The organism is Paenibacillus sp. PL2-23, assembly GCF_040834005.1.
GTDB lineage: Bacteria > Bacillota > Bacilli > Paenibacillales > Paenibacillaceae > Pristimantibacillus.
In genome coordinates, this window is record NZ_CP162129.1 from 340226 (window position 1) to 359633 (window position 19408).

Consider the following 19408-nt stretch of genomic DNA (forward strand, 5'->3'; position numbering starts at 1 on the left):
GTCCCTCCTAGTAACTGCTTATTAATTTAGACATTTCAACTGCTTCTCGTAGTTCTCTGTCTTCCATCGCAAGGTGAAGGTTGGCAAGTAGGTAACCTGTCTTGCTGCCGATATCGAATCTTTGTCCGTCGTATAAATATGCGTAAATCGAGCCGTCGTTCATGATTTTTTTGAGTACATCTGCAATTTCGTACTCGCCCCTTAAACTAAGGTTGATTGTCTTTACGTAATCAAAGAATGATGCCGGTAGAATGTATCTGCCTATGGATGCGAGATTTGATTGAGCATGTGGCGGTTTCTCGACAAAATCAGAAATCTCGTATACCCCTTGTTCCACCGATTTTCCGGGATACACAATTCCATATTTAACCGTATCTTTCTGCGGAACCTGTTGCACTCCTAATACCGGAGACTTCATCTTGTTATATACATTTACCATGCTCTTCAAGCACGGGTTATGTGTCGAAGTGATTTCGTCGCTTAGGAGAACGGCGAATGGTTCCGTGCCGACAAAATCTTTCGCACATTCGATGGCGTTCGCCAGACCTAGCGGCTTATCTTGGGATACAAATTCTATAGAAGCCATCTTAGACAAATTTCTGACCAACTCTAGACGAGCCAAATCTCCTTTTCTTTCAAGATGCTGCTCCAGTTCTGTCGACTGCGTGAAATGAGCTTCGATATTATACTTCCGTTGATTCGTAATAATGCAGATTTGGTCCAACCCAGCGGACAACGCCTCCTCAACAATTAATTGAATAGAAGGCTTATCCAAGATGGGCAACATTTCCTTTGGCATAGCTTTTGTGGCCGGTAGGAATCGCGTTCCCAAACCAGCCGCCGGTATAACAGCTTTCCGTAGTTTCATAAGTCTCCTCCCACTATAAAGTAATGTTTTCTCCTGTTTCCTCACGTATTCTCAATATTTCAACTTTGACAGCTTGAGCGGTAAATATGGAGAATGTGGCCTAGGCAACTGACTGAAGTCAGAGCGTAGGCGGGAATAGAGCTTAGGATGTCAGACTCCAAAACTGTGGATAATTCGTTATGATCGCACAGTTGGATATCCACATTCACCCTCGGGGTTTACCCTCCCATGTCACGCTGGGTCTATGCCCTTACATTCCTTCGTTCTACCTCTCAAGGGGTGGATGCCGATTCTTGCTCCTTTACAGGGTCGTTGCCCTTATGGATTGTAGTCCTTCGGCTGCTCCAGTGCTTCCGTTGTCTTAGCTATTGATTGAGTTTATCGTGAGTTAACAGGTCATGCTTTGATTAAGCTGCCATTTGTATCTGAGCTTGACGAACCGGCCCTATTACATCATTTGCATCGTATTCTTTCTGCTGTGTTCCTAACGTGAAAAGAATTCGGATAAGCTTTCCACATAATGCGATGATGGACTGTTTCTTCTTCAGCGGGTTCTGACTTCTCGTCGTATAGTAATGATGAAGCGCCTTGAACGCAGGATTCTTAGCCACCATCGGCATCACGGCCCGAAACAGCAGCGCTCGTAGACGCGAGCGCCCTCGCTTGCTTATTCCGGTCCTACCCTTTCTCTTGCCGGAGCTATTTTCTTTCAAGTTCAGACCGGCTAAACGAATGATTTGCTGCCCATGGTCGTAGTTGTGGATATCCCCAACTTCAGCCAGAAACCCTGCTACCGTCACCACTCCGACGCCTGGCACCGACAACATCTGTGCAGTGCCCGGAATACTCTCGAGGATCTCCAGCACCTTTGCCATGGTTGTCTCGAGCTGCTCGCTAAACAAGTCGTATTGTTGCAACAAGACGGCCAGTTCAATTCGAGCTGCCTCTACGCCCTCTGTAAGACCGATTGAGGTGGCGGCTGTAGCCACGAGCTTCTCCGCCCGCTTTATGCCTACTCCTCGTTTCACTTCTGTCTTCCAATGCTCTAGGACGACCCTGGAGCCCTTAGCCCTAATCTCAGCGGGCAGCGGAAACGCTCTGAGCGTCATAAGCGATGCCTTGCCTTCCCAGACTTTGAAGACACTTGTGTACTCCGGGAAGAAGCGGTCAAACCAATTGACGATACGACCTTTAACTTGCGTTAGGCTTACCGACATCTTTTCTCGGAGATTCATTAGAATCCGGAGATCTGCATACTCTTTTGTCGGCAGATTCGGTTCAGAGTACTTTCCATTGCGAATGAGATCGGCGATGACTTTCGCGTCCTTGTAGTCGCTCTTCGTCTGCGAGTTATCTTCTAACTCTTTGCTTTTATTGACGTGGTGCGGATTAACGACAACGATTTTAATACCTTGCTCCTTCAGGTACGCTGCTAATGGGAACCACTAGTGCCCGGTGGGCTCAATTCCAAAGACGATCTCCGTCTTTTCATGAGCTTGTTTAAGGTCCTTCATCCAAGTCGCAAGTTTCATCAGCCCGCTCGCATCATTGTGGAACGTACAGTCTTTTCCGAGTTCAATACCGCGGAAATCTACTGCCCGAGCCACATGAATCTTCTTCGCGATGTCTGCTCCTACTACGAGCGTTGAATCGGTAATTTGTGTAATACGTTGAATCTGTTTCTGCTTAAGTTTATACTTCATGTTGAGCGTCTCTTTCGTATGTGGGATTGTTCTTGCCGGAACGTTTCCCAGTATACAAGAGGTGCTTTTTTCGTTCAAAGCTCAAATTACTTCATTACAGGAATGGCTCCTTAAAAGGTTCGCAGTAAATAATAAGTCTTTAAACATTCCGAACACATTTCTTCGACATCTACATTTATTTGTTTGCATTTTTCACAGTGGTACTCGCGGGAAAGCACACTCTTCACATCAAATAGACTCTTTAAGAATCTGAAAAGGTTGAACTTCATCATCCTCACTCCATATTGATGGCTCAGTTCGCCTTCCGATAGCGATATATTTCATTACTCTCTGATCAATCAAATTTTTGGAATACGTATTCCGACCGTCAAATAACAGGACCTTACCAAACCTGCGATTCATAATTCCCCCCAGCATGGACAAGTCAATCCGTTTGAACTCGTCCCACTCTGTTAAGATACAAATCGCATCACAACCGATAGCTGCCTCCATAGCATCTTGACACCACTGAATACGAGGATGATCGATCAATTTGCGAAAATTGTTGAGAGCCCTTGGATCATACACTTTAACCGTCATTCCTCTATCCAGAAGCTTTTGAACGATACGTAATGATGGGGCCATTCGGACATCGTCCGTATTCGGTTTGAAGGACACTCCCCAAATGCCAATCATCCCATCATCTGGAACCTCGCGAAAAATCTTTTCCACGAAAACATCAACCTGGAGTTGATTAACTTCAATCACGGCATTCAACAACCGACTCTCATAACCCACTTGTTTAGCCATGGCGACTAAGGCCGACATATCCTTTGGGAAACAAGAACCCCCGTAGCCGATTCCGGCATTAAAAAACAATGATCCAATTCGTCTGTCGTCCTTCACCCCTGCCACAACTACGTCGATGTCTGCGCCCAACTTGTCACAAATATTAGCCAACTCGTTAATAAATGAGATCCTCGTAGCCAAAAAAGCATTAGCGCAATATTTTATCGCCTCGGCATTGTTATAAGAAGTCGTGATAATGTTCTGCGTTAGTTGGCCATGCAGCTCCATCATCGTTGGACAAGGTTCTCCCGAAACTGTTCCGATAACAACGCGATCAGGGTGCATCACATCCTGAAGAGCAGAACCCTCTCGTAGAAATTCAGGAATAAAATATAACGTGATATTGTCACTAAAGCCTCGTTTGTCAATATATCTTTTGATTGAACGAGTCGTGCCGATCGGAATTGTACTCTTAAGGACGAGTTTCTTCGGGCCGTTAACGCCATCCAAAACACTATCTATCGCCTTCATAAGGTAAGTTAAATCAGCACTCCCATCCGGTAAAGATGGCGTTCCAGTCGTGATGAAAATAATCGAGGCTTCTTCTATCGATGATGTAATATCGGTCGTAAAGCGAATTAGGCTTTTTTGACTCAAGCTCTCTATAAGTTCCTGAACTCCTGGTTCATAGAAAGGGGATTTCATCTTATTCAGCGATTGGATTCGGTCTGCATCCAAATCCACGCAGGTAACACGTTTCCCCATTTGTGCGAAACACAGTCCCGTAATGAGCCCAACATAACCAGTTCCAATGATTGTAATCATTCACTCTTCTCTCCTAACTGCTATATTGAACTGTTTCAAGTCGCTTGATATTGTATTGCAAGCGGCATCCGAAAGGCGACTGATTGACATGTCCTAACGATATTGCTCCCATACGTATGGAGAGCTTGGCAAAGCCGTCCTCATGACGTTCATAAAGGTCCGGATATAGCTCTAAAATGTTCTGCTCAAGATCGTCCGGGAACATGTTTAATCCTTTAAAATAATGATGGCCATTTCGCTCTGTATGAATAATTCCCAAACTGGCCGCGACTGCTAAATCTTGAAGTAGCGAATACGGTCCAATACTTGATAAATCTTCACTAGTTATCTGATATTCTCCGGTTATATAACCTTGTCGCATATATAACTCTTGAAGAGCCAGATTTGCAACGCTTTTAAGAACACCCTTGCAATTTTTATGACTGACTCCTCTGTAACCACATGAGATCGCATGTTTATAGCTTGTTAGTTCACCATCAGCCTCATCAATGATAATGCTGGGCAATTTCGAGTCAACGGATTCGAGAAATGCGTTCATACGAGCGACGGGCTGTTCAATATAGAGCAGATGCTCCAGTAACTGCTTCATGTGATCATTGTCGATAAGATCATTCCAATACCGTTGAAAGGAGCTCATTGTTTTAAAGTTTTCATTTCCATCTAAAGTTATATAGAATTTATTACAGTCCCGTCGTAGAATCCCTTGAATTGATTCAAGCCTGCTTCTATCCCATTCCAGCTCCCCTGAAAGCTTGATCTTGAAATAAGAAAGTCCGTATGTTTGGACAATCTCTTGGAGGTTCCATGGCAAGCCGTCCTTTAGGCCGGCATTTTCCTCTTCCAATGGATCAGCCAAGCCTATTGTGTGCCTGACCAAAATATGATCTATCGGCTTCGCCGGTATGAAGTCCTGTGGATGAACCCCCGATAGTTCTGGATAAAAAAATGCTAAATCTATACCAAATGCATTAGTTATCAGGGCTTGATGAAATGTAGTTTTGGTCGCTCTACAGTATGCATCAATTAATGCTCTCTCAAGCAAACTTATCCCTAACGACCAAAGTAGAGGAGGATAAGTTTGCTCGAATGTTATTTTCTGCAATTCATAAAGTCGACTCCATAGTTCAAATACCGATTCTCCTCTTCTTAGAGCCTTAATGTGGGTAATTGCTCCTTTAATGACCGCTATAAGCGCCTTATACTCCTTGCTTATCGTAAGCAATTTATCCTTAATGAACCAACGAGGCATAAGGTTTTCTGCGGCAGTTCCTTGTACTACTTCACCGTCTATCGAAGCGGTTAACTGTATGATTACATGGTTGACTTCTCGCACGGTTGTAATTCCATATCGAAAAGGAATTCTCGTTTGTATCGGTATCTCGCATACCTCTACTTGCTGAATTTCAATTGACATCTCTCTCTCCTTCTTTTCCCACTATGGCAGAAGACGTTTGGATTGTGCTAATATACGAGAATAGTTTGTCGGTAAAACGTTGATCCGCTTTGAACTTATATAAACCGCTAAACAATTCTGTCATATTGCATGCCGTCTGGGCTTCTTCGGCCATTCTCTCACAATAGTCAAATAAATAATTTGGTCCCCTTAATACAGCAATTAAATCCGTAACTTGGCTGTATACATTGATCGTTGAACTTAAGAAACAGTTCTGCAATTGAAAAACGTTTGGCCTTTCGCCAGGTTTATAAATCATGGGGTTCAGAAGATATGCATTAAGTCGAATCGCTTCAGCAATATGGCGCAGGGACAATGCTGGATTTTCCGATGCAATCAGCGATGCGTAGTTAACATGGTGGTGCGCTGCTGCAGGATTTGCTTCTAGCGCTTTCAAACCATATTCAATCGATAACGTTTTCATATTCCTGCGTAGGAATATCTCCGAAAGGATCATGTACCCCCTATCCATGTATTCCGAATTCTTCTCGAGCATTTTTTTGATTTGGTCCTCTGCTTCGTTCAACTGATCTAAGGACAAATACAACTGAGATAAATATAAGCGTGCACGTTGAGTCGCCCTTCCTGTCCTGTCTAAAGAAATTGATTCCTGGAAGTACTTTTCCGCCGTAGAGATGTATCCTTGAGCGGCATACTCTAGACCTAAGTAATAATGAAAATGAGGATTTTGGGGGTCTTCTCTCAGTTCCTCATATAACCGACTCATGTATGTGTTTCGTTTCAAGGCCGTCTTTCGATGAAATAAAATATCAAAATGATGGATCGCAACATCGTTAAGCACTTGGATCTCCCCACGTAACTTAACAATGGATTTCCCAGGTGAGGCATGGATATGATGCGGGCCGTATTTGACCTCAGGATGATTTCGGAACAACCGAAGCAGTTGGGTATACGCCCATTGGCCTTCTCCTAAGTATTCATATCTAGGTAGCAAGAATCCAAACGTTCTTTCGCTCGTATCGTTTATATGCTTATAAATATTTATCAATGCTTGAGTCGACAAGCACTCATCAACATCAACGACAAGAATCCACGATTTCGTTGCCGCATTCATGTAGTGATTGCGGGCTCCATCCCAAATCCCCTCTTGAGCCTCGACAACAATCGCCCCATACTCTTGCCGCGCAAAATCCACGTCGCCGCGGGGACCGTTGTTAGCAATTACTATTTCGTCAACGTATTGGTAAATACTATCCAAACAACTCCTGAGAAACTTATTTTGTTCCTTCACGAGGATGCACGCCGAAACAGTACTCATATAAAACCTCCGCATAACTTACTTCCGCTATTTAGTCTATTGTCTCTGCAAAGTGTCTACAATAATTCAGGTGGATTACGGCCTAACTCTGGAATTACAAATCCTCCAAAATACTTCTGTATAGTTCGCAGAGCTCGTCCTTCACGGTAGCATTGTCCATTGCAAACTCATATAACCGATTTGCTTCTTCAAAGTGTATTTTCGATAAATTCCAACATCTTAAGAATAAGTAACATTCGAGATTCTGGTATTTCTTGCAGAATTCCACTGCATTCCGAATGGAAGAGACTTTCGATTGCTCACGGGGATGATATTGATGATAGTTCACGCATTCCTTGCTTATTTGTAAATCCGCACCGCTTCCCCAAAATCTATAACTTAAATCTGTGTCTTCCATTCCCCAGCCTTTGAATCTTGTATCGAACATTCCTACCTCAGAGAGCAACGATTGGTGTAGAGATAGATTGGCAGTTGTGCCAAGGATCCATTTAAAATGAAAACCACTCAACTGTTCACCATAGGTATCCACGACTCGCGGAAAATTATCATACCCATCTGTTACTATATAAGGCTCCATTACATCCCAGTGATGTCCCAGGATGCAATCGCGTTGAATGAGTCTTCTTTCTTCGGGTTGCTCGAAAATCTCGCCTAGATGTGGTGACTTCCTAAACAAGCAGACAAGTTCTCGTTGTCTAAGTTTAATAGACGGGTGATATACCGTAAGGATATTATGTTTCCACCCAATGACAACGCGCTTTTCGCCTCCCTTTTCAAGCTCATTTTTATGCATTGATACAAAGCAAGGAGAAGCGATACGGTCATCGTCGTTGAAGAGGATGTATCTTCCGGCAGCATGTTGAAGTGCCGTATTCCGAGCGTATGCTCTTCCACGATTTGTGTGAGTTAAATACTTCAAGTTGATAGTCCGTTCATACTTTCGTACTACATCTTTCGTGTTGTCCGTACTTCCGTCATCAACAACAATGATCTCAAAATCTTGATCATCTTGATTGACGAATGAAGCAAGAGTCAGATCAAGATAATTTGCTTTATTGTAGGTCGGCATGATCACACTGGTGGTAACGATAGCGCTTTCTCCTTCCAGAATAGTATTGGGAAGCATTTATATAATATGTGGCCCGTGTTAATTCTTCTATATCACACCTGTATTAAAGGAGTTTTGAAATAGATTATAATTCAGCGGGTTATTTCAACCTTCAAGAACTATTAGTAGTACAAGTGCATTATTATATTTCTCTACTAAAAGTGACATAGTTCTTCATAGAAAGTCCCAAATACTATAGAATCGTGGGAAATAGAGAGGGGGTAAGTTGTCAATCTGCGAAAATTATGCAAATTTCATCGTATTATAACTACTTATGGAAATTCACAACTTATGGTGCTACAAGATGTCAAGACAGCTTTTTTAGATTTTTAAGGTGTGAAATATTGCATAACTATCTTAATTCTATTAATCTGCGACAACTATCTTGACAAACACCGGCTTCATACAACTAAGATACTCCTTTTTGGCTGTCTAGTTTCTATGTAGCATTATAACTTTGGAGGTTGCTTAAATGAGGATAAAAGATACCTCTGTTTCGCTTGGATTAACTAAGAAGGAACTTTCGATGTTGAATGCTGCGGCTGAGGTGAACAGTTTTACTAAATCGCTTACAACAGACTATACGGAACTTAGGACACTAACTGAACTCTTATTACAGAATACTGATATTATCAAACTTTTTATCAAATATATTAATTTGTGGTTGAAAGATTCCACCTTCCCCTATCTTCTTTTGCTCACGGATCCAAGAGGAGTCTTGCTTGCGGTCGAAGGAGATACTGATAATTTATACTTGTCGGAGACATTAGGACTTAAGGCGGGGGTCAATCTTGGAAAGAAAAATATAGGTAGTCACTCCATATCAGGAGCTATCGAGTATAAACGTTCGGTCTATTTACCGAAGCAAGATAACTATTTAGATATATTAAAACAATGGAATGAAATTAGCTGTATTATAAAAGGTGTTGCTGGAGAAATTAAGGGATACATCACGCTCATGACAACTTCTACCCTTACGGTAAACTTCCTCCATTTCGTTGCGAAACAGATCTCTGTCACAATCACCCACGATTTAAAGTTACAATCGTTATCAGAAATTCCTCTTGAAGAAAGAATCAATGAAACATTACTAGAATACAATTTGACGAATCGAGAACGTCAGATAACGAAATACTGGATACTTGATTACGATTACAAGCGAATAAGCGAGATTTTAAGTATTAGCGAGAATACAGTGCGAGTATTTATCAGTAAGATCAACCAAAAAATAAACGTAAAATCAAAGGCTTCAATGGTCTTAAAGGTATTGTTAGCCGACAACTTACCTTTGAACCATAATTACGCAAGAGCCTCGGAGGGTTATCGTGAATAATGTAAGGGTTGCCATTATAGGATGCGGACATATCGGTCGAATTCACGCAAAAGAAATACATTCGATCCCAACTGCAAAGTGATGCTAGACTAAATAGTAGACACAGATTAGACTGGTGAAATAACTTTTATCGGGGGACTGTGTCAAAGATGAAAAAACCACTTTATGATGAAGCGTACAAAAGAAAGACAGTTCAATATATCAAGGAAAGCGGCAAGGCGGTGGCGGAGGTAGCCCGCGAATTAAAGATCAAGGACAATACGTTATATGGCTGGATGAAGAAGTACGGTAGCGAACCGGAAATCGTTCAAAACCAAGCCTTTAAGTCGGAAGATCACCAATTACGAGAGATGCAGCGACAAATACGTGAACTACAGGAAGAGAATGAAATATTAAAAAAGGCTATGCACTTCTTCGCGAAAGACCGTCGGTGATTTACCAATTCATCCACGAACTCCGCTCCGAACACCGACTGGAGAAGATGTGCAAAGTAATGAACGTATCTCGAAGCGGATATTACAAATGGAGAGATCGTCCTGAGAGTGAACGTGAGCTCCAGCATAAAGAATGGACCGCCCAGGCCAAGGAAGTCTTCGAAGAATCACGGCAGCTCTACGGGAGTCCAAAGGTCACTCAAAAGCTTCATCAGCAAGGAGTGGAGATCTCCGAGCGGACCGTAACGCGCATCATGAACGAGCAACAATGGAAATCACGGACGGTAAAAAAGTATAAGGCAACGACGAATTCCAAACATAACATGCCGGTCCAGGAGAACATCCTCAATCAGGAGTTTAAAGCAAGTAAGCCTAATGAGAAGTGGGTTACAGATATTACCTATATCCCCACTGCCGAAGGATGGCTCTATCTAGCGAGCGTAATGGATCTCTTCTCCCGCATGATCGTTGGCTGGCATATGAGTGACCGCATGACGAAAGAACTCGTTATAAGGGCTCTGCAGCAGGCTCACGGCCGCCAGCAGCCGGAAGGTGAAGTGCTTCATCATTCTGATCGCGGAAGCCAATATGCCTCTCACGATTATCAGAAGCAGCTCCAGACCTATTCCATGAAAGGCAGCATGAGTCGAAAGGGAAACTGTTACGACAACGCTTGCATCGAGTCCTTTCATAGCATTATCAAAAAAGAGTTAATCTACCTAAACAAGTACCAAACACGTGAAGAAGCACAAAAGAGCATCTTCGAGTATATTGAAGTATTTTACAACAACCAACGCATCCATTCTTCAATCCAGTATTTTACACCTAGGGAATACGAACGCCAATTTTACGTTAATGCAGTACAGCGGTGAAATTTGTGTCTACTATATTGACAGAGATCCAAAGATCGCCGCCTTTGTCGATAGTAACAAAGAGCGGGCGAAAGAGCTGTCCTTGCAATATGGAGGCGCTGTATATGCATCTCTAGACGACGCGCTAAAGAACGAAACATTTGATGCAGTAACAGTTGCTACACCTAGTGGGCTTCACGGTGAGGCTGTTATCAAAGCTGCTAGTTACGGGAAGCATTCAATTGTCGAGAAGCCTATTGATGTTAGCATAGATGCGGCGAAGAATATGATTAGAGAGTGTCGCAAAAATAACGTCTATCTTTCCTGCATCCTCCAACACAGATTTGATAGTTCTACGAGAATCGTGAGACAAATGATGAACGACGGTTTGTTGGGTCAATTAATCTTCATTCATGCCAGCCTTAACATCAACAGGCCACGAGAATACTACAAGAATAGCGAATGGCGTGGGACGTTTGAACTTGATGGTGGTGGGGTACTTATGAACCAAGCTATACATTACGTCGACTTGCTATATCACCTGGGGGGAGAGGTAGAGGATGTCTTCTCTATCCAGGCCAATCTTTCGCACGATTATCTTGCGGTCGAAGACGTTGTGTCCGCAACACTGCGTTTTAGAAACGGTGCCATTGGTACCCTTAACGCTACAACAAGCGCTCCCACAAAGATAGGTTCTAGGATGGAAATTGTCTGTGAAAATGGGTATTGCGTTATAGAGGATCACCAACTTGTTCGCTTATCCTTGTATGATACAGAGAAGAACCCGATCAAGACGAGTCTTTCCAACCATAATGTGGAGGAGCCATCTAGTCATCATTTGCAGTTTCAAGACTTTTTCACTTCTATACTAAACCGCAGAGAACCGCTGGTAACTGGGGAAGAAGGGATGGTTTCCTTGCATTTAGTCCATCATATATACAGTTCCGCCCATACAAACCAAATGGTTTCTCTCAAAGAGAACTGTATCTGATCCTGTTTGTTGCCACATTGGTTGGCGGAGAAATCATGGATTTTCGTCACTTCTGCTGGCGGAGGAAATCGATCATTCTCACCGACAATAGCCTAATGCCTTCTGTACAATGACGGAGGATTAGGCTATTCTTATGCAAAAAAAGAAGATGCTCTTGGACCTTTGGCGGGACCCCAAGAGCATCAACACGACTCACATGAATAAAATACTTCTTTTCGGGCGTTCTTGCAAGTCCTATGCCGATTTATTTCAAGATCGTGCCCCAAATGTCGTCATCTGTTGTGACGACTGCAAGGTTACGATGCATAAACATGGCCGATACTTTCGGTCGGTCACAACAAAACAGAAAATGAGGACGATACCGATCTACCGATGGCTTTGTCCGATCTGCCGGAAAACCCTTTCTTTGCTCCCAGATTTCCTTGTTCCATGGGCAAGATTTGCAACCTATATCCGCGAATCCGCAGTGATGAGAAAGCTGCGCGGAAAGGCTTATGGCAGCATTGCGCAGTCGATCACAGCGGAGAACGTTAGAGTATCCCGTTGTACGGTGAAGCGTTGGTGGAAACGACATCTCCACAAAGCTTCAGACTTGTCCCTATGGCTTGCCGGACAACTTCTATTTTCCGGATATACGGATGATCTGCTGCGTCATTATCCGAACCCGGTTTCTTCGAGTCCGGTAGAAACAGCGAAATGGTTACGAACCATACTCCCCTTATTCAGTCGCAAGCCTGCCTCGCTCCGCGGCTACTGGTCATGCCTCCATTCCAATTCCAAGATACCAAGACACTTGTTCCTTTAAGGACCGCAGATGCCGTCCCGACAACCACCGAAGCGAATGCCCATCGCCGGTGAAATGATGGCAATCTCCGTCATCCATGCACCTCCAACGCCCGAATCCCACAAGATTTGCATTCTCCCCCCGTTCTAAGGGCCGTGAGATACTCTCTGATGAACACATACAGAGAGGAGAAACAAAGATGGAAAACCAACAAAGACAAGCGATCGCTAACTTTCGGTACGGCCTGATCGCGCCGCTCGTTAGCCGAAAGCTTATGGTGCTACAAGATGTCAAGACAGTTATTTTCATATAGTTAAGGTGTGAAATGAATCACAAAGGTTTTGTGAAGCTTCAATATAGCGGGTTGTACACCTCGCCTGAGATGGAATAAAGGTTAATAATTCCCAGTATGATGTTGTCCACCTGTGGAGGACAAAGCCCAAGCGAAGGCGCGGGAGGAAAGCTTCTTCCTCCATTATTCAGATGTGGATTTAAGCACGACTTCACGGTTGTACACAGCAGCTGGTGTGTGTTTCTGCAGGGACTGGTGCGGCAGGTAATAGTTGTGGAGATGAATATAGCTACGGATGCCGTTCCGCACCTCACGCGGGCTGCTGTAATCGTTCAGATAGATCTCGTTGTACTTCAGACTGCGCCAAAACCGTTCGATGGCGATATTATCGGTTGCGCGACCTTTACCATCCATACTAATGCGAACGTCGTTCTCTTTTAACAAATCAATGTACTGTGGACTTGTGAAATGACTCCCTTGATCACTGTTCACAATGTCTGGCTTGCGCATTGCCAGTGCCGTTTCATCGTCTCGAGCACAAAACCAATCTCTAGGCTCTGGTCCAGTTGCCAGTCAACGATATAACGGGAATACCAGTCTATAATGGCGTATAAGTACATCCAGCCCTGCTTCAACCGAACATAGGTGATGTCCACACTCCAGACCTGCTCCGGCTCTGTAATCGCCAATTTACGCAGCAGATACGGATAGATCCGATGTTGAAGATCACGTTTGCTCAAGTTCGGGCCAGGGTAAATTGCCATGATTCCCATTTCTCGCATATAGCGCCTTACGGTATTTTCATGAACCTTGTCGTTCTCCCGATTCATAATCGAAGCGATCGTGCGATAGCCCATGAACGGGTGCTTTGTGTAAAGCTCATCAATTCGGTGCTTGAGGCGTACTTCCTCCGGAGATGGAGGCACCGGCTTGTAATACAGGCTGGAGCGGTTCAGGCTTAAGAGATCCGCTTGTACGAAGATGGAGTGCTCTAGGCAGTCCCATTCCAATAAACCAACACGCTCATCACGGGATAGATTAGAGGCCAGATTTTTTTTTGAGCCACGACAATTGGGTCGATAATCTGCCCACCTCGCCGTAGAGTTCGTCAATTTGCTGTTCGTATTCCTGTTTCATTTTCGTGATGCCTTTATGATCATCGACAAACAATTGAGAAAGGTTTTGAACGGCTTCTGATTTCCACCGGTTGAGGACATTTGTATGAATGCCTTCCTCCGTTGCGATCTGTGACACCGTCTTTTCTTCCTTCAGAATTTCCAGTACAATGCGTGCCTTCTCTTCTGGGCTGAACTTTCTTCTGCTGGTCGTCATACAACTAAGAAACTCCTTTTTTGCTGTCTAGATTATATGTAGCATTATAGCTCGAACCGGGCGAGCAGATGGCGCTGATGCGGGACATTGCAAGCCATGTGTACGACACGCCGGATGGAGGACAAAAACGGATTAGTCTTCGGACGCTAGAGAGATACGTTCAAGCTTACCGCACCGGCGGATGGGAGGCGCTTGTTCCCTCTGTACGCTCGGACAAGCTTACCGCGCGTGACATCCCGGATGATGTATTGCAGAAGGCGATGGCGTTGAAAGAGGAACAGCCGGGCCGCAGCGTCCGGCAGATCATTGCAATCCTGGAGCTTGCGCGGTACATCGAGGCCGGGCAGCTGAAAGAGAGCACACTCAGCAAACAGCTCCGGCGTCGGGGTATGACACGAAAGGCGTTGACAAAGACGGGCTGGAGTGAGTTCCGACGCTTTGAAGCGAAACACCGGAATGCACTATGGCAAGGGGATGTGCAACACACCCTGTATTTGCCCCATCCACAGAAGCCGGGCAAGAAGACGATGGCATATTTGGTGATCTTCATCGACGATTATTCCCGTTTCGTCGTCCATGGTCAGTTTTACTTGGAGGAACGTGTGGCCAGACTCGAGGATTGCTTGAAGAAGGCGATTCTAAAGCACGGCATTCCGGAAGTGATCTACGTCGATAACGGCGCGATCTATGCTTCCCACCACTTTGAGCGGATTTGCGGACGGCTCGGAACCGAGCTTCGGCACTTGAAGGTTGGGCGGCCAGAGGGTCACGGTAAACAAGAGAAGTTCTTTCGTTTCGTCGACCAGAGCTTTGTTCCGGAGGCGTACGACCTCATCGAGAGCGGAAAGATTACGTCCCTCGCCGACCTTAATCGCTTCTTTGCCGCTTGGCTCGAGGTCGCATACCACCAGAAGGTGCACAACAGCTTCAAACAACGCCCGGTGGATCGATACCAGAAGGATGATCACCCGATTCGTACGATGCCGCCGGATGAACTGGTACAGGTGTTCTTGCTGGAGGAGGAGCGCAAGGTCGATAAAACCGGCTGTATCTCCTTGCTCGGCCAGAAGTTCGAGGTGGAGTCGAGGCTTGCAGGCACTACAGTCCAGATCCGCTTCGATCCTCACGATCTAGCGCTCATCCAAGTGTGGAAGGATGAGAAGCGTTACGAGGACGCGGTGCCGCTCAAGCTGCGAGATCCAGAGCAGCGCGAGTTTTCTAAAGAAGAAGCCGAGGCGCCGAAAGCTCCGAAGACCGGATTAAATTATGTCGAATTGCTTCATGCAGAGCATCGCCGGCAGCTGCGCGAGACCGATCGTTCTGCCTTCACTGCGGTAATACAGGAGGAGATGGGGTCATGATCCGGAACTTCTTCGGGTTGGAACGCATCCCCTTCACGCGGGAAGTGGAAACCCGGCATCTGCATCGATCGGAGCGGTTTGAAGAATGTGTGGCAAGGCTGCAGTACATGGTCATGACACGATCGATTGGCTACGTAACCGGCGAGATCGGGTGCGGGAAGTCCACGGTCATCCGTGCGCTAAAGGACCGATTGGACGCGAACAAATACCGGTTTCTGTATCTGTCCGACGCCAATCTGAAGCCACGGGATTTCTACCGAGAGCTGCTGCACCATTTTGGATTGACGCCGAGCTTCCTACGGAGTGAAGCAAAACGGCAGTTTCAGCACCTGGTTTGGGATCTGTATGAAAACCAACAAAAGGTCGCGATTGTGGTCGTAGATGAGGCTCACCTGCTCTCCGGGGATATGCTGCAGGAAATTCGGTTCCTTACGAATTTCCAGATGGACTCGGTGTCGCCGCTCGCTTTGATCCTCGTGGGACAACCCGAGTTGCAGGCAACGTTGCAGCTCCGGATCTTTCGCCCGATTACCCAGCGGATGAACGTGCGATTCCATCTGGAAAGTTTATCTGCTCAGGAGACACGCGACTACATTGGCCACCAGCTCGAAGTTGCGGGCAGCACCCATCCCGTATTTACCACGGAAGCGATGGACGCGATTTACGCACATACCCGGGGCATTAGCCGAGAGATTAACAATGTGTGTACCGCCGCTTTACTGGATGCGGTCGTCCGAAAAGACAAGTTGATCGATGCCCTGCATATTAGCCGAGTGCTCAGTGAGTTCCATGAAGAGTGAGGTGACGATGAACATGCATGAGCTGCGATTTCACGAGGAAACACGACGCTGGAGAGTGTATAATGGCCGGAAACAGCTGTACCCGCTACATTGTGGAGATGCAATGCTGTTTCAAGTGGGAGAAACGTTTATTCCGACGAACGTAGAGTTGGATACAGAGTGGTATGTGAAGTTCGGGGATACACGATTTTGGCTACACCGAAAAGCCGCATACAAAGTGATGATGTTAAGCTGAGGCCTGCTCTTCGAAGCAGGTTTTTTCTTGCTTGTGGGGAAGTTAATTTGAAGCCGGATTCGGAACCGCCAATGGCGGTGACGAAAACAAAAAGCCACCGCCATTGGCGGTTCCGAATTGACCGTCAATGAAAGTGGCCGATGACATTATACAAGAGAGATGAATTTTCAAAGTTCGTTGCACCTGCACTAAAGGAAATACCTCATAATCCAGTACCAGTTCGGGAGGCTTTTTTTGCTGGAGTTCCCAAGGAAGCATCTTTAATGGAGAAGGTAATTGGTTTAGGTAAAAAAGCTCGTTTAAATGCAATTAACGCAGCGGAAGAGGCATTTAACAGTGCTGTCCGTCATCATCAAATGATGGTTCAACATATTGAAGAGATTATAAAGGAAAACGAAGCTATCCTTACAATTGCTAAGGATAAATACGATAATGAAAGAAATTCATACCTAAAAGAAATTGAGGAACACAATAAATCAATAGACGAATTTAAATTCACTTATTTTAATGGTGATAAAGAGGCTGTTGAAGCTTATAACAATATGGTCCTTGAACGATCAAATTATAGTGATATTTTCCCGCAAGATTTCAACCTATTTTACATAACAGAGAGCAAAGAACTATTGGTTGAATATGAGATACCAAATGTTTCGGTAGTTCCTGAAAACAAAGAATATAAGTATACACAGAGTAAGGACGAAATTAAGGGCACGGCTTTTAAGCCTAAAGAAATAAATGAAATCTATTCTTCTCTTGTTGCTTCGATTGCTTTACGCACCTTAGATGAACTTTTTGAAGCAGATCAAGGCAATGTTATTAATTCCATAGTGTTTAATGGAGTCGTATCTACAGTAGACCCCGGTACGGGGCTCGATATTCGACCTTGTCTTCTGACAATCCAGACAAGAAAAGAAGAGTTTATGAAATTTGATTTAAGCCGAGTAGATGTCCTAGCATGTGTTAAAGGACTTAAAGCACAAATTTCACCTTCAATAACTGAACTAACTCCGGTAAAACCAATAGTTGATTTAGTTATGTACGACAAACGTTTTGTGGATGAAAGGGACGTGTTATCCGGTTTAGATAATAGACCGAATTTATTGGATATGGATCCTTTTGATTTTGAACATCTGGTCTGCAATCTTTTTTCGAAGATTGGGCTAGAGTCTAAACTTACTCGTTCAAGCAGAGATGGCGGTGTTGATGTAATTGCATTTGACCCTCGACCAGTATTTGGAGGTAAGTACGTAATTCAAGCAAAAAGATACAAAAATACAGTTGAAGTAGCTGCTGTACGGGACTTGTATGGCACAATGATGAATGAAAACGCTTCTAAGGGCATATTAGTCACAACATCAACTTATGGACCAGATGCACGTAGTTTTGCTAAGGATAAACCTATTGAATTAATTGACGGGCGAGTCCTGTTACATATGCTTGAGGAACAGGGAGTGCAAGCCAAGATAACTATTAGTTAAATTACTAAGAATATTTGAACGGAAAATTTGATCACAAAAGATGGTTTGTTTGTATCAAAAGCTCGCAATCTTCCCCGCTCGTTGCATCGAGAACGAGATACTTATGTATCTTCGCAGCTTGAAAAAGACGCGCAAGGACGTATCCTTGCACGATCCGATCGGCACGAACAAAGAGGGGAACGAGATCACGTTGATCGACTTCTTCGGTACGGAGTCCGATGACGTGGCTAAGCCGATCCTTCCGATATAAGTTTTCTTCGAAAACATTGTAAGTGCAGCTCAAGATCGTGAAGAGCAAGATTTACAAGAATCTAGACATATTGGATGACAGGGAGAAGGAAGTTGTTATCGGCCGCTTCGGGCTGGTGCATGGCGGGGATGAGTGGACGCAGCGGGAGATTGCGCAGGAGCTGGGGAACTCTCGGGTATAATTGCTGCTATGGTATAATTTGAATATATGCTTCGCACTGGAGGCTGAGGTTGGGATGAATCGCACAGAAGACCTAGGTAAGTTAATTAAACTGACAGGAGATCGTGCAAAATTAGACGCAAAAGCAAATGACACCTACATCGTTTATAAAACCAGGGAAGGTGCAATTGTAAAAGAATACAGCAATGGCGATATAGTTCGAATGAACGATCAGGATTTCCAACATAAATGATCCCTTGGCTACCATGTTTGTGTTTGCAGGAAAAAATAGCAGTGGATTGGACGCAAATAAAGCAGTACACGCCAGAATTTATAACATTTTCGCGCGGTTCGAACGCCACGACGCTAACGGACAAAAAATGAGCTTAGAGCTCGAATATAGCGTTTTTCAGCCTGTAACGGTCAAATTTGACGCTTAGCCCTCCTAAACGCACCGACTTTACCTCAATTGTCGTTCTAACATACGAAAATGTCCGTTACAACTTTGGATGGCCGATTAGACTAGTCTAAAGGATTTTTTTGACTGTTAGAAGCCCGGTCGAGATGATGACGAGGGCGAAAGTTTTAATCAAGGATGCCCTCAGGCGTTTTTCTTGCATCGCGTTGTGTGTCCACAACGTCAAAAGGGGAGATCGGCCTGTCCCTGGATTGATCTTATCCTCATACACCAAATAACATAACAGCAGCAACCCTCTGGCATCTGGACGCCAGGGGGTTGCTGCTTATAGCCCGTTCCAGTGGGGGAGGGGCACCAGCCACTAGCATGCAGCCGCGCATATCGCGGCCACCACTTAGAATGCCTCTGGTTTCGCCTCCGCCTTAGCAGCAGACGCCTTAAATGCTTCCGGCTTTGCTTCCGCTTTAGCAGCTGAGGCCTTAAACGCCTCCGGCTTCGCTTCCGCCTTCGCGGCCGAGGTGACGATGGCTCTCAACGCCTCGGGCTTCGCCTCGGCTTTCGCCGCCAATGCCGGCGCAGCTATGCCTACAACAAGAGAAATGCTTAGTACGGCTGTCACTAATACTTTTGTTTTGTTCATTCTCATCATTCCTTCGCTCTAATTGTGGGGTAAGCTTCCTGCTTGC

15 protein-coding genes and 3 pseudogenes are annotated in these 19408 nt (G+C 44.8%); 10 read left to right on the forward strand and 8 right to left on the reverse strand.

The annotated features are described in order from the left end of the window. Positions 1-7: 7 nt before the first annotated feature. The 6 genes and pseudogenes from AB1S56_RS01505 to AB1S56_RS01530 all read right to left on the reverse strand — a co-directional run bounded on the left by AB1S56_RS01505 (position 8) and on the right by AB1S56_RS01530 (position 7965). Positions 8-868: a UTP--glucose-1-phosphate uridylyltransferase gene (locus AB1S56_RS01505; protein WP_340873765.1), complete on the reverse strand. Its 861-nt coding sequence runs from the start codon at positions 866-868 to the stop codon at positions 8-10. A gap of 407 nt (positions 869-1275) precedes the next feature. Continuing rightward, positions 1276-2571, reverse strand: a pseudogene (locus tag AB1S56_RS01510) (IS110 family transposase). 228 nt (positions 2572-2799) lie between these two features. Then, entirely contained in the window at positions 2800-4164 is a 1365-nt protein-coding gene (locus AB1S56_RS01515) for a UDP-glucose/GDP-mannose dehydrogenase family protein (RefSeq protein ID WP_340871731.1), read from the reverse strand. 13 nt (positions 4165-4177) lie between these two features. Further along, positions 4178-5578, reverse strand: coding sequence for a hypothetical protein (locus AB1S56_RS01520; RefSeq protein ID WP_340871730.1), 1401 nt, complete (start codon positions 5576-5578; stop codon positions 4178-4180). Further along, the gene (locus AB1S56_RS01525) at positions 5568-6896 is read right to left on the reverse strand and encodes a glycosyltransferase (RefSeq protein WP_340871728.1); all 1329 of its coding nucleotides are present in this window, start codon (positions 6894-6896) and stop codon (positions 5568-5570) included. Before AB1S56_RS01525 ends, AB1S56_RS01520 begins: the two co-directional genes overlap by 11 nt. A gap of 94 nt (positions 6897-6990) precedes the next feature. Continuing rightward, a complete protein-coding gene (locus AB1S56_RS01530) occupies positions 6991-7965 on the reverse strand; it encodes a glycosyltransferase (RefSeq protein ID WP_340871727.1) in 975 nt (324 codons plus the stop codon). Positions 7966-8476: 511 nt separating this feature from the next. Between AB1S56_RS01530 and AB1S56_RS01535 the strand changes: the two genes are divergently transcribed. From AB1S56_RS01535 to AB1S56_RS01550, 4 genes are all read left to right on the forward strand, one after another. Next, entirely contained in the window at positions 8477-9337 is an 861-nt protein-coding gene (locus tag AB1S56_RS01535) for a LuxR C-terminal-related transcriptional regulator (RefSeq protein ID WP_340871726.1), read from the forward strand. A gap of 149 nt (positions 9338-9486) precedes the next feature. Next, positions 9487-10643 (forward strand): IS3 family transposase gene (locus tag AB1S56_RS01540; RefSeq protein ID WP_340871725.1). Its coding sequence is split into 2 segments (ribosomal slippage): positions 9487-9742 and positions 9742-10643, totalling 1158 coding nucleotides; the frame shifts between segments, so codons are not numbered across the junction. Beyond that, a complete protein-coding gene (locus AB1S56_RS01545) occupies positions 10543-11613 on the forward strand; it encodes a Gfo/Idh/MocA family oxidoreductase (protein WP_340871724.1) in 1071 nt (356 codons plus the stop codon). The genes AB1S56_RS01540 and AB1S56_RS01545 overlap by 101 nt, the downstream gene beginning before the upstream one ends. A gap of 196 nt (positions 11614-11809) precedes the next feature. Next, positions 11810-12418 carry a DUF6431 domain-containing protein gene (locus AB1S56_RS01550; protein WP_367903464.1) on the forward strand — a complete coding sequence of 203 codons (609 nt, stop codon included), beginning with the start codon at positions 11810-11812 and terminating at the stop codon, positions 12416-12418. Between the two features lie 454 nt (positions 12419-12872). On the opposite strand, the pseudogene AB1S56_RS01555 reads toward AB1S56_RS01550, so the two are convergent. Beyond that, positions 12873-14021 (reverse strand): annotated as a pseudogene (locus tag AB1S56_RS01555) (IS3 family transposase). A 68-nt stretch (positions 14022-14089) separates the two neighbouring features. Here AB1S56_RS01555 and AB1S56_RS01560 point away from each other — a divergent pair. From AB1S56_RS01560 to AB1S56_RS01585, 6 genes and pseudogenes are all read left to right on the forward strand, one after another. Then, positions 14090-15382 carry a DDE-type integrase/transposase/recombinase gene (locus AB1S56_RS01560; RefSeq protein WP_340871723.1) on the forward strand — a complete coding sequence of 431 codons (1293 nt, stop codon included), beginning with the start codon at positions 14090-14092 and terminating at the stop codon, positions 15380-15382. Next, positions 15379-16182, forward strand: coding sequence for an AAA family ATPase (locus AB1S56_RS01565; protein WP_340871721.1), 804 nt, complete (start codon positions 15379-15381; stop codon positions 16180-16182). The genes AB1S56_RS01560 and AB1S56_RS01565 overlap by 4 nt, the downstream gene beginning before the upstream one ends. 13 nt (positions 16183-16195) lie before the next feature. Continuing rightward, on the forward strand, positions 16196-16417 hold the full coding sequence (locus tag AB1S56_RS01570; RefSeq protein WP_367903465.1) for a DUF5348 domain-containing protein: 222 nt from the start codon (positions 16196-16198) through the stop codon (positions 16415-16417). 140 nt (positions 16418-16557) lie between these two features. Continuing rightward, positions 16558-17895, forward strand: coding sequence for a restriction endonuclease (locus tag AB1S56_RS01575; protein ID WP_340871720.1), 1338 nt, complete (start codon positions 16558-16560; stop codon positions 17893-17895). A 58-nt stretch (positions 17896-17953) separates the two neighbouring features. Beyond that, a pseudogene (locus tag AB1S56_RS01580) lies at positions 17954-18320 on the forward strand (sigma factor-like helix-turn-helix DNA-binding protein); the annotation flags it as partial. Between the two features lie 60 nt (positions 18321-18380). Further along, a complete protein-coding gene (locus AB1S56_RS01585; protein WP_340871719.1) occupies positions 18381-18557 on the forward strand; it encodes a hypothetical protein in 177 nt (58 codons plus the stop codon). A gap of 559 nt (positions 18558-19116) precedes the next feature. Here AB1S56_RS01585 and AB1S56_RS01590 read toward each other — a convergent pair. Next, entirely contained in the window at positions 19117-19362 is a 246-nt protein-coding gene (locus tag AB1S56_RS01590; protein ID WP_340871717.1) for a hypothetical protein, read from the reverse strand. Between the last annotated feature and the right edge of the window lie 46 nt (positions 19363-19408).

Coding starts and splice junctions, on each gene's coding strand:
- AB1S56_RS01505 (WP_340873765.1), bottom strand. CDS start 868: ATGAAACTACGGAAAGCTGTTATACCGGCGGCTGGTTTGGGAACGCGA.
- AB1S56_RS01515 (WP_340871731.1), bottom strand. CDS start 4,164: ATGATTACAATCATTGGAACTGGTTATGTTGGGCTCATTACGGGACTG.
- AB1S56_RS01520 (WP_340871730.1), bottom strand. CDS start 5,578: ATGTCAATTGAAATTCAGCAAGTAGAGGTATGCGAGATACCGATACAA.
- AB1S56_RS01525 (WP_340871728.1), bottom strand. CDS start 6,896: ATGAGTACTGTTTCGGCGTGCATCCTCGTGAAGGAACAAAATAAGTTT.
- AB1S56_RS01530 (WP_340871727.1), bottom strand. CDS start 7,965: ATGCCGACCTACAATAAAGCAAATTATCTTGATCTGACTCTTGCTTCA.
- AB1S56_RS01535 (WP_340871726.1), top strand. CDS start 8,477: ATGAGGATAAAAGATACCTCTGTTTCGCTTGGATTAACTAAGAAGGAA.
- AB1S56_RS01550 (WP_367903464.1), top strand. CDS start 11,810: ATGAATAAAATACTTCTTTTCGGGCGTTCTTGCAAGTCCTATGCCGAT.
- AB1S56_RS01560 (WP_340871723.1), top strand. CDS start 14,090: ATGGCGCTGATGCGGGACATTGCAAGCCATGTGTACGACACGCCGGAT.
- AB1S56_RS01565 (WP_340871721.1), top strand. CDS start 15,379: ATGATCCGGAACTTCTTCGGGTTGGAACGCATCCCCTTCACGCGGGAA.
- AB1S56_RS01570 (WP_367903465.1), top strand. CDS start 16,196: ATGCATGAGCTGCGATTTCACGAGGAAACACGACGCTGGAGAGTGTAT.
- AB1S56_RS01575 (WP_340871720.1), top strand. CDS start 16,558: ATGACATTATACAAGAGAGATGAATTTTCAAAGTTCGTTGCACCTGCA.
- AB1S56_RS01585 (WP_340871719.1), top strand. CDS start 18,381: ATGAATCGCACAGAAGACCTAGGTAAGTTAATTAAACTGACAGGAGAT.
- AB1S56_RS01590 (WP_340871717.1), bottom strand. CDS start 19,362: ATGAACAAAACAAAAGTATTAGTGACAGCCGTACTAAGCATTTCTCTT.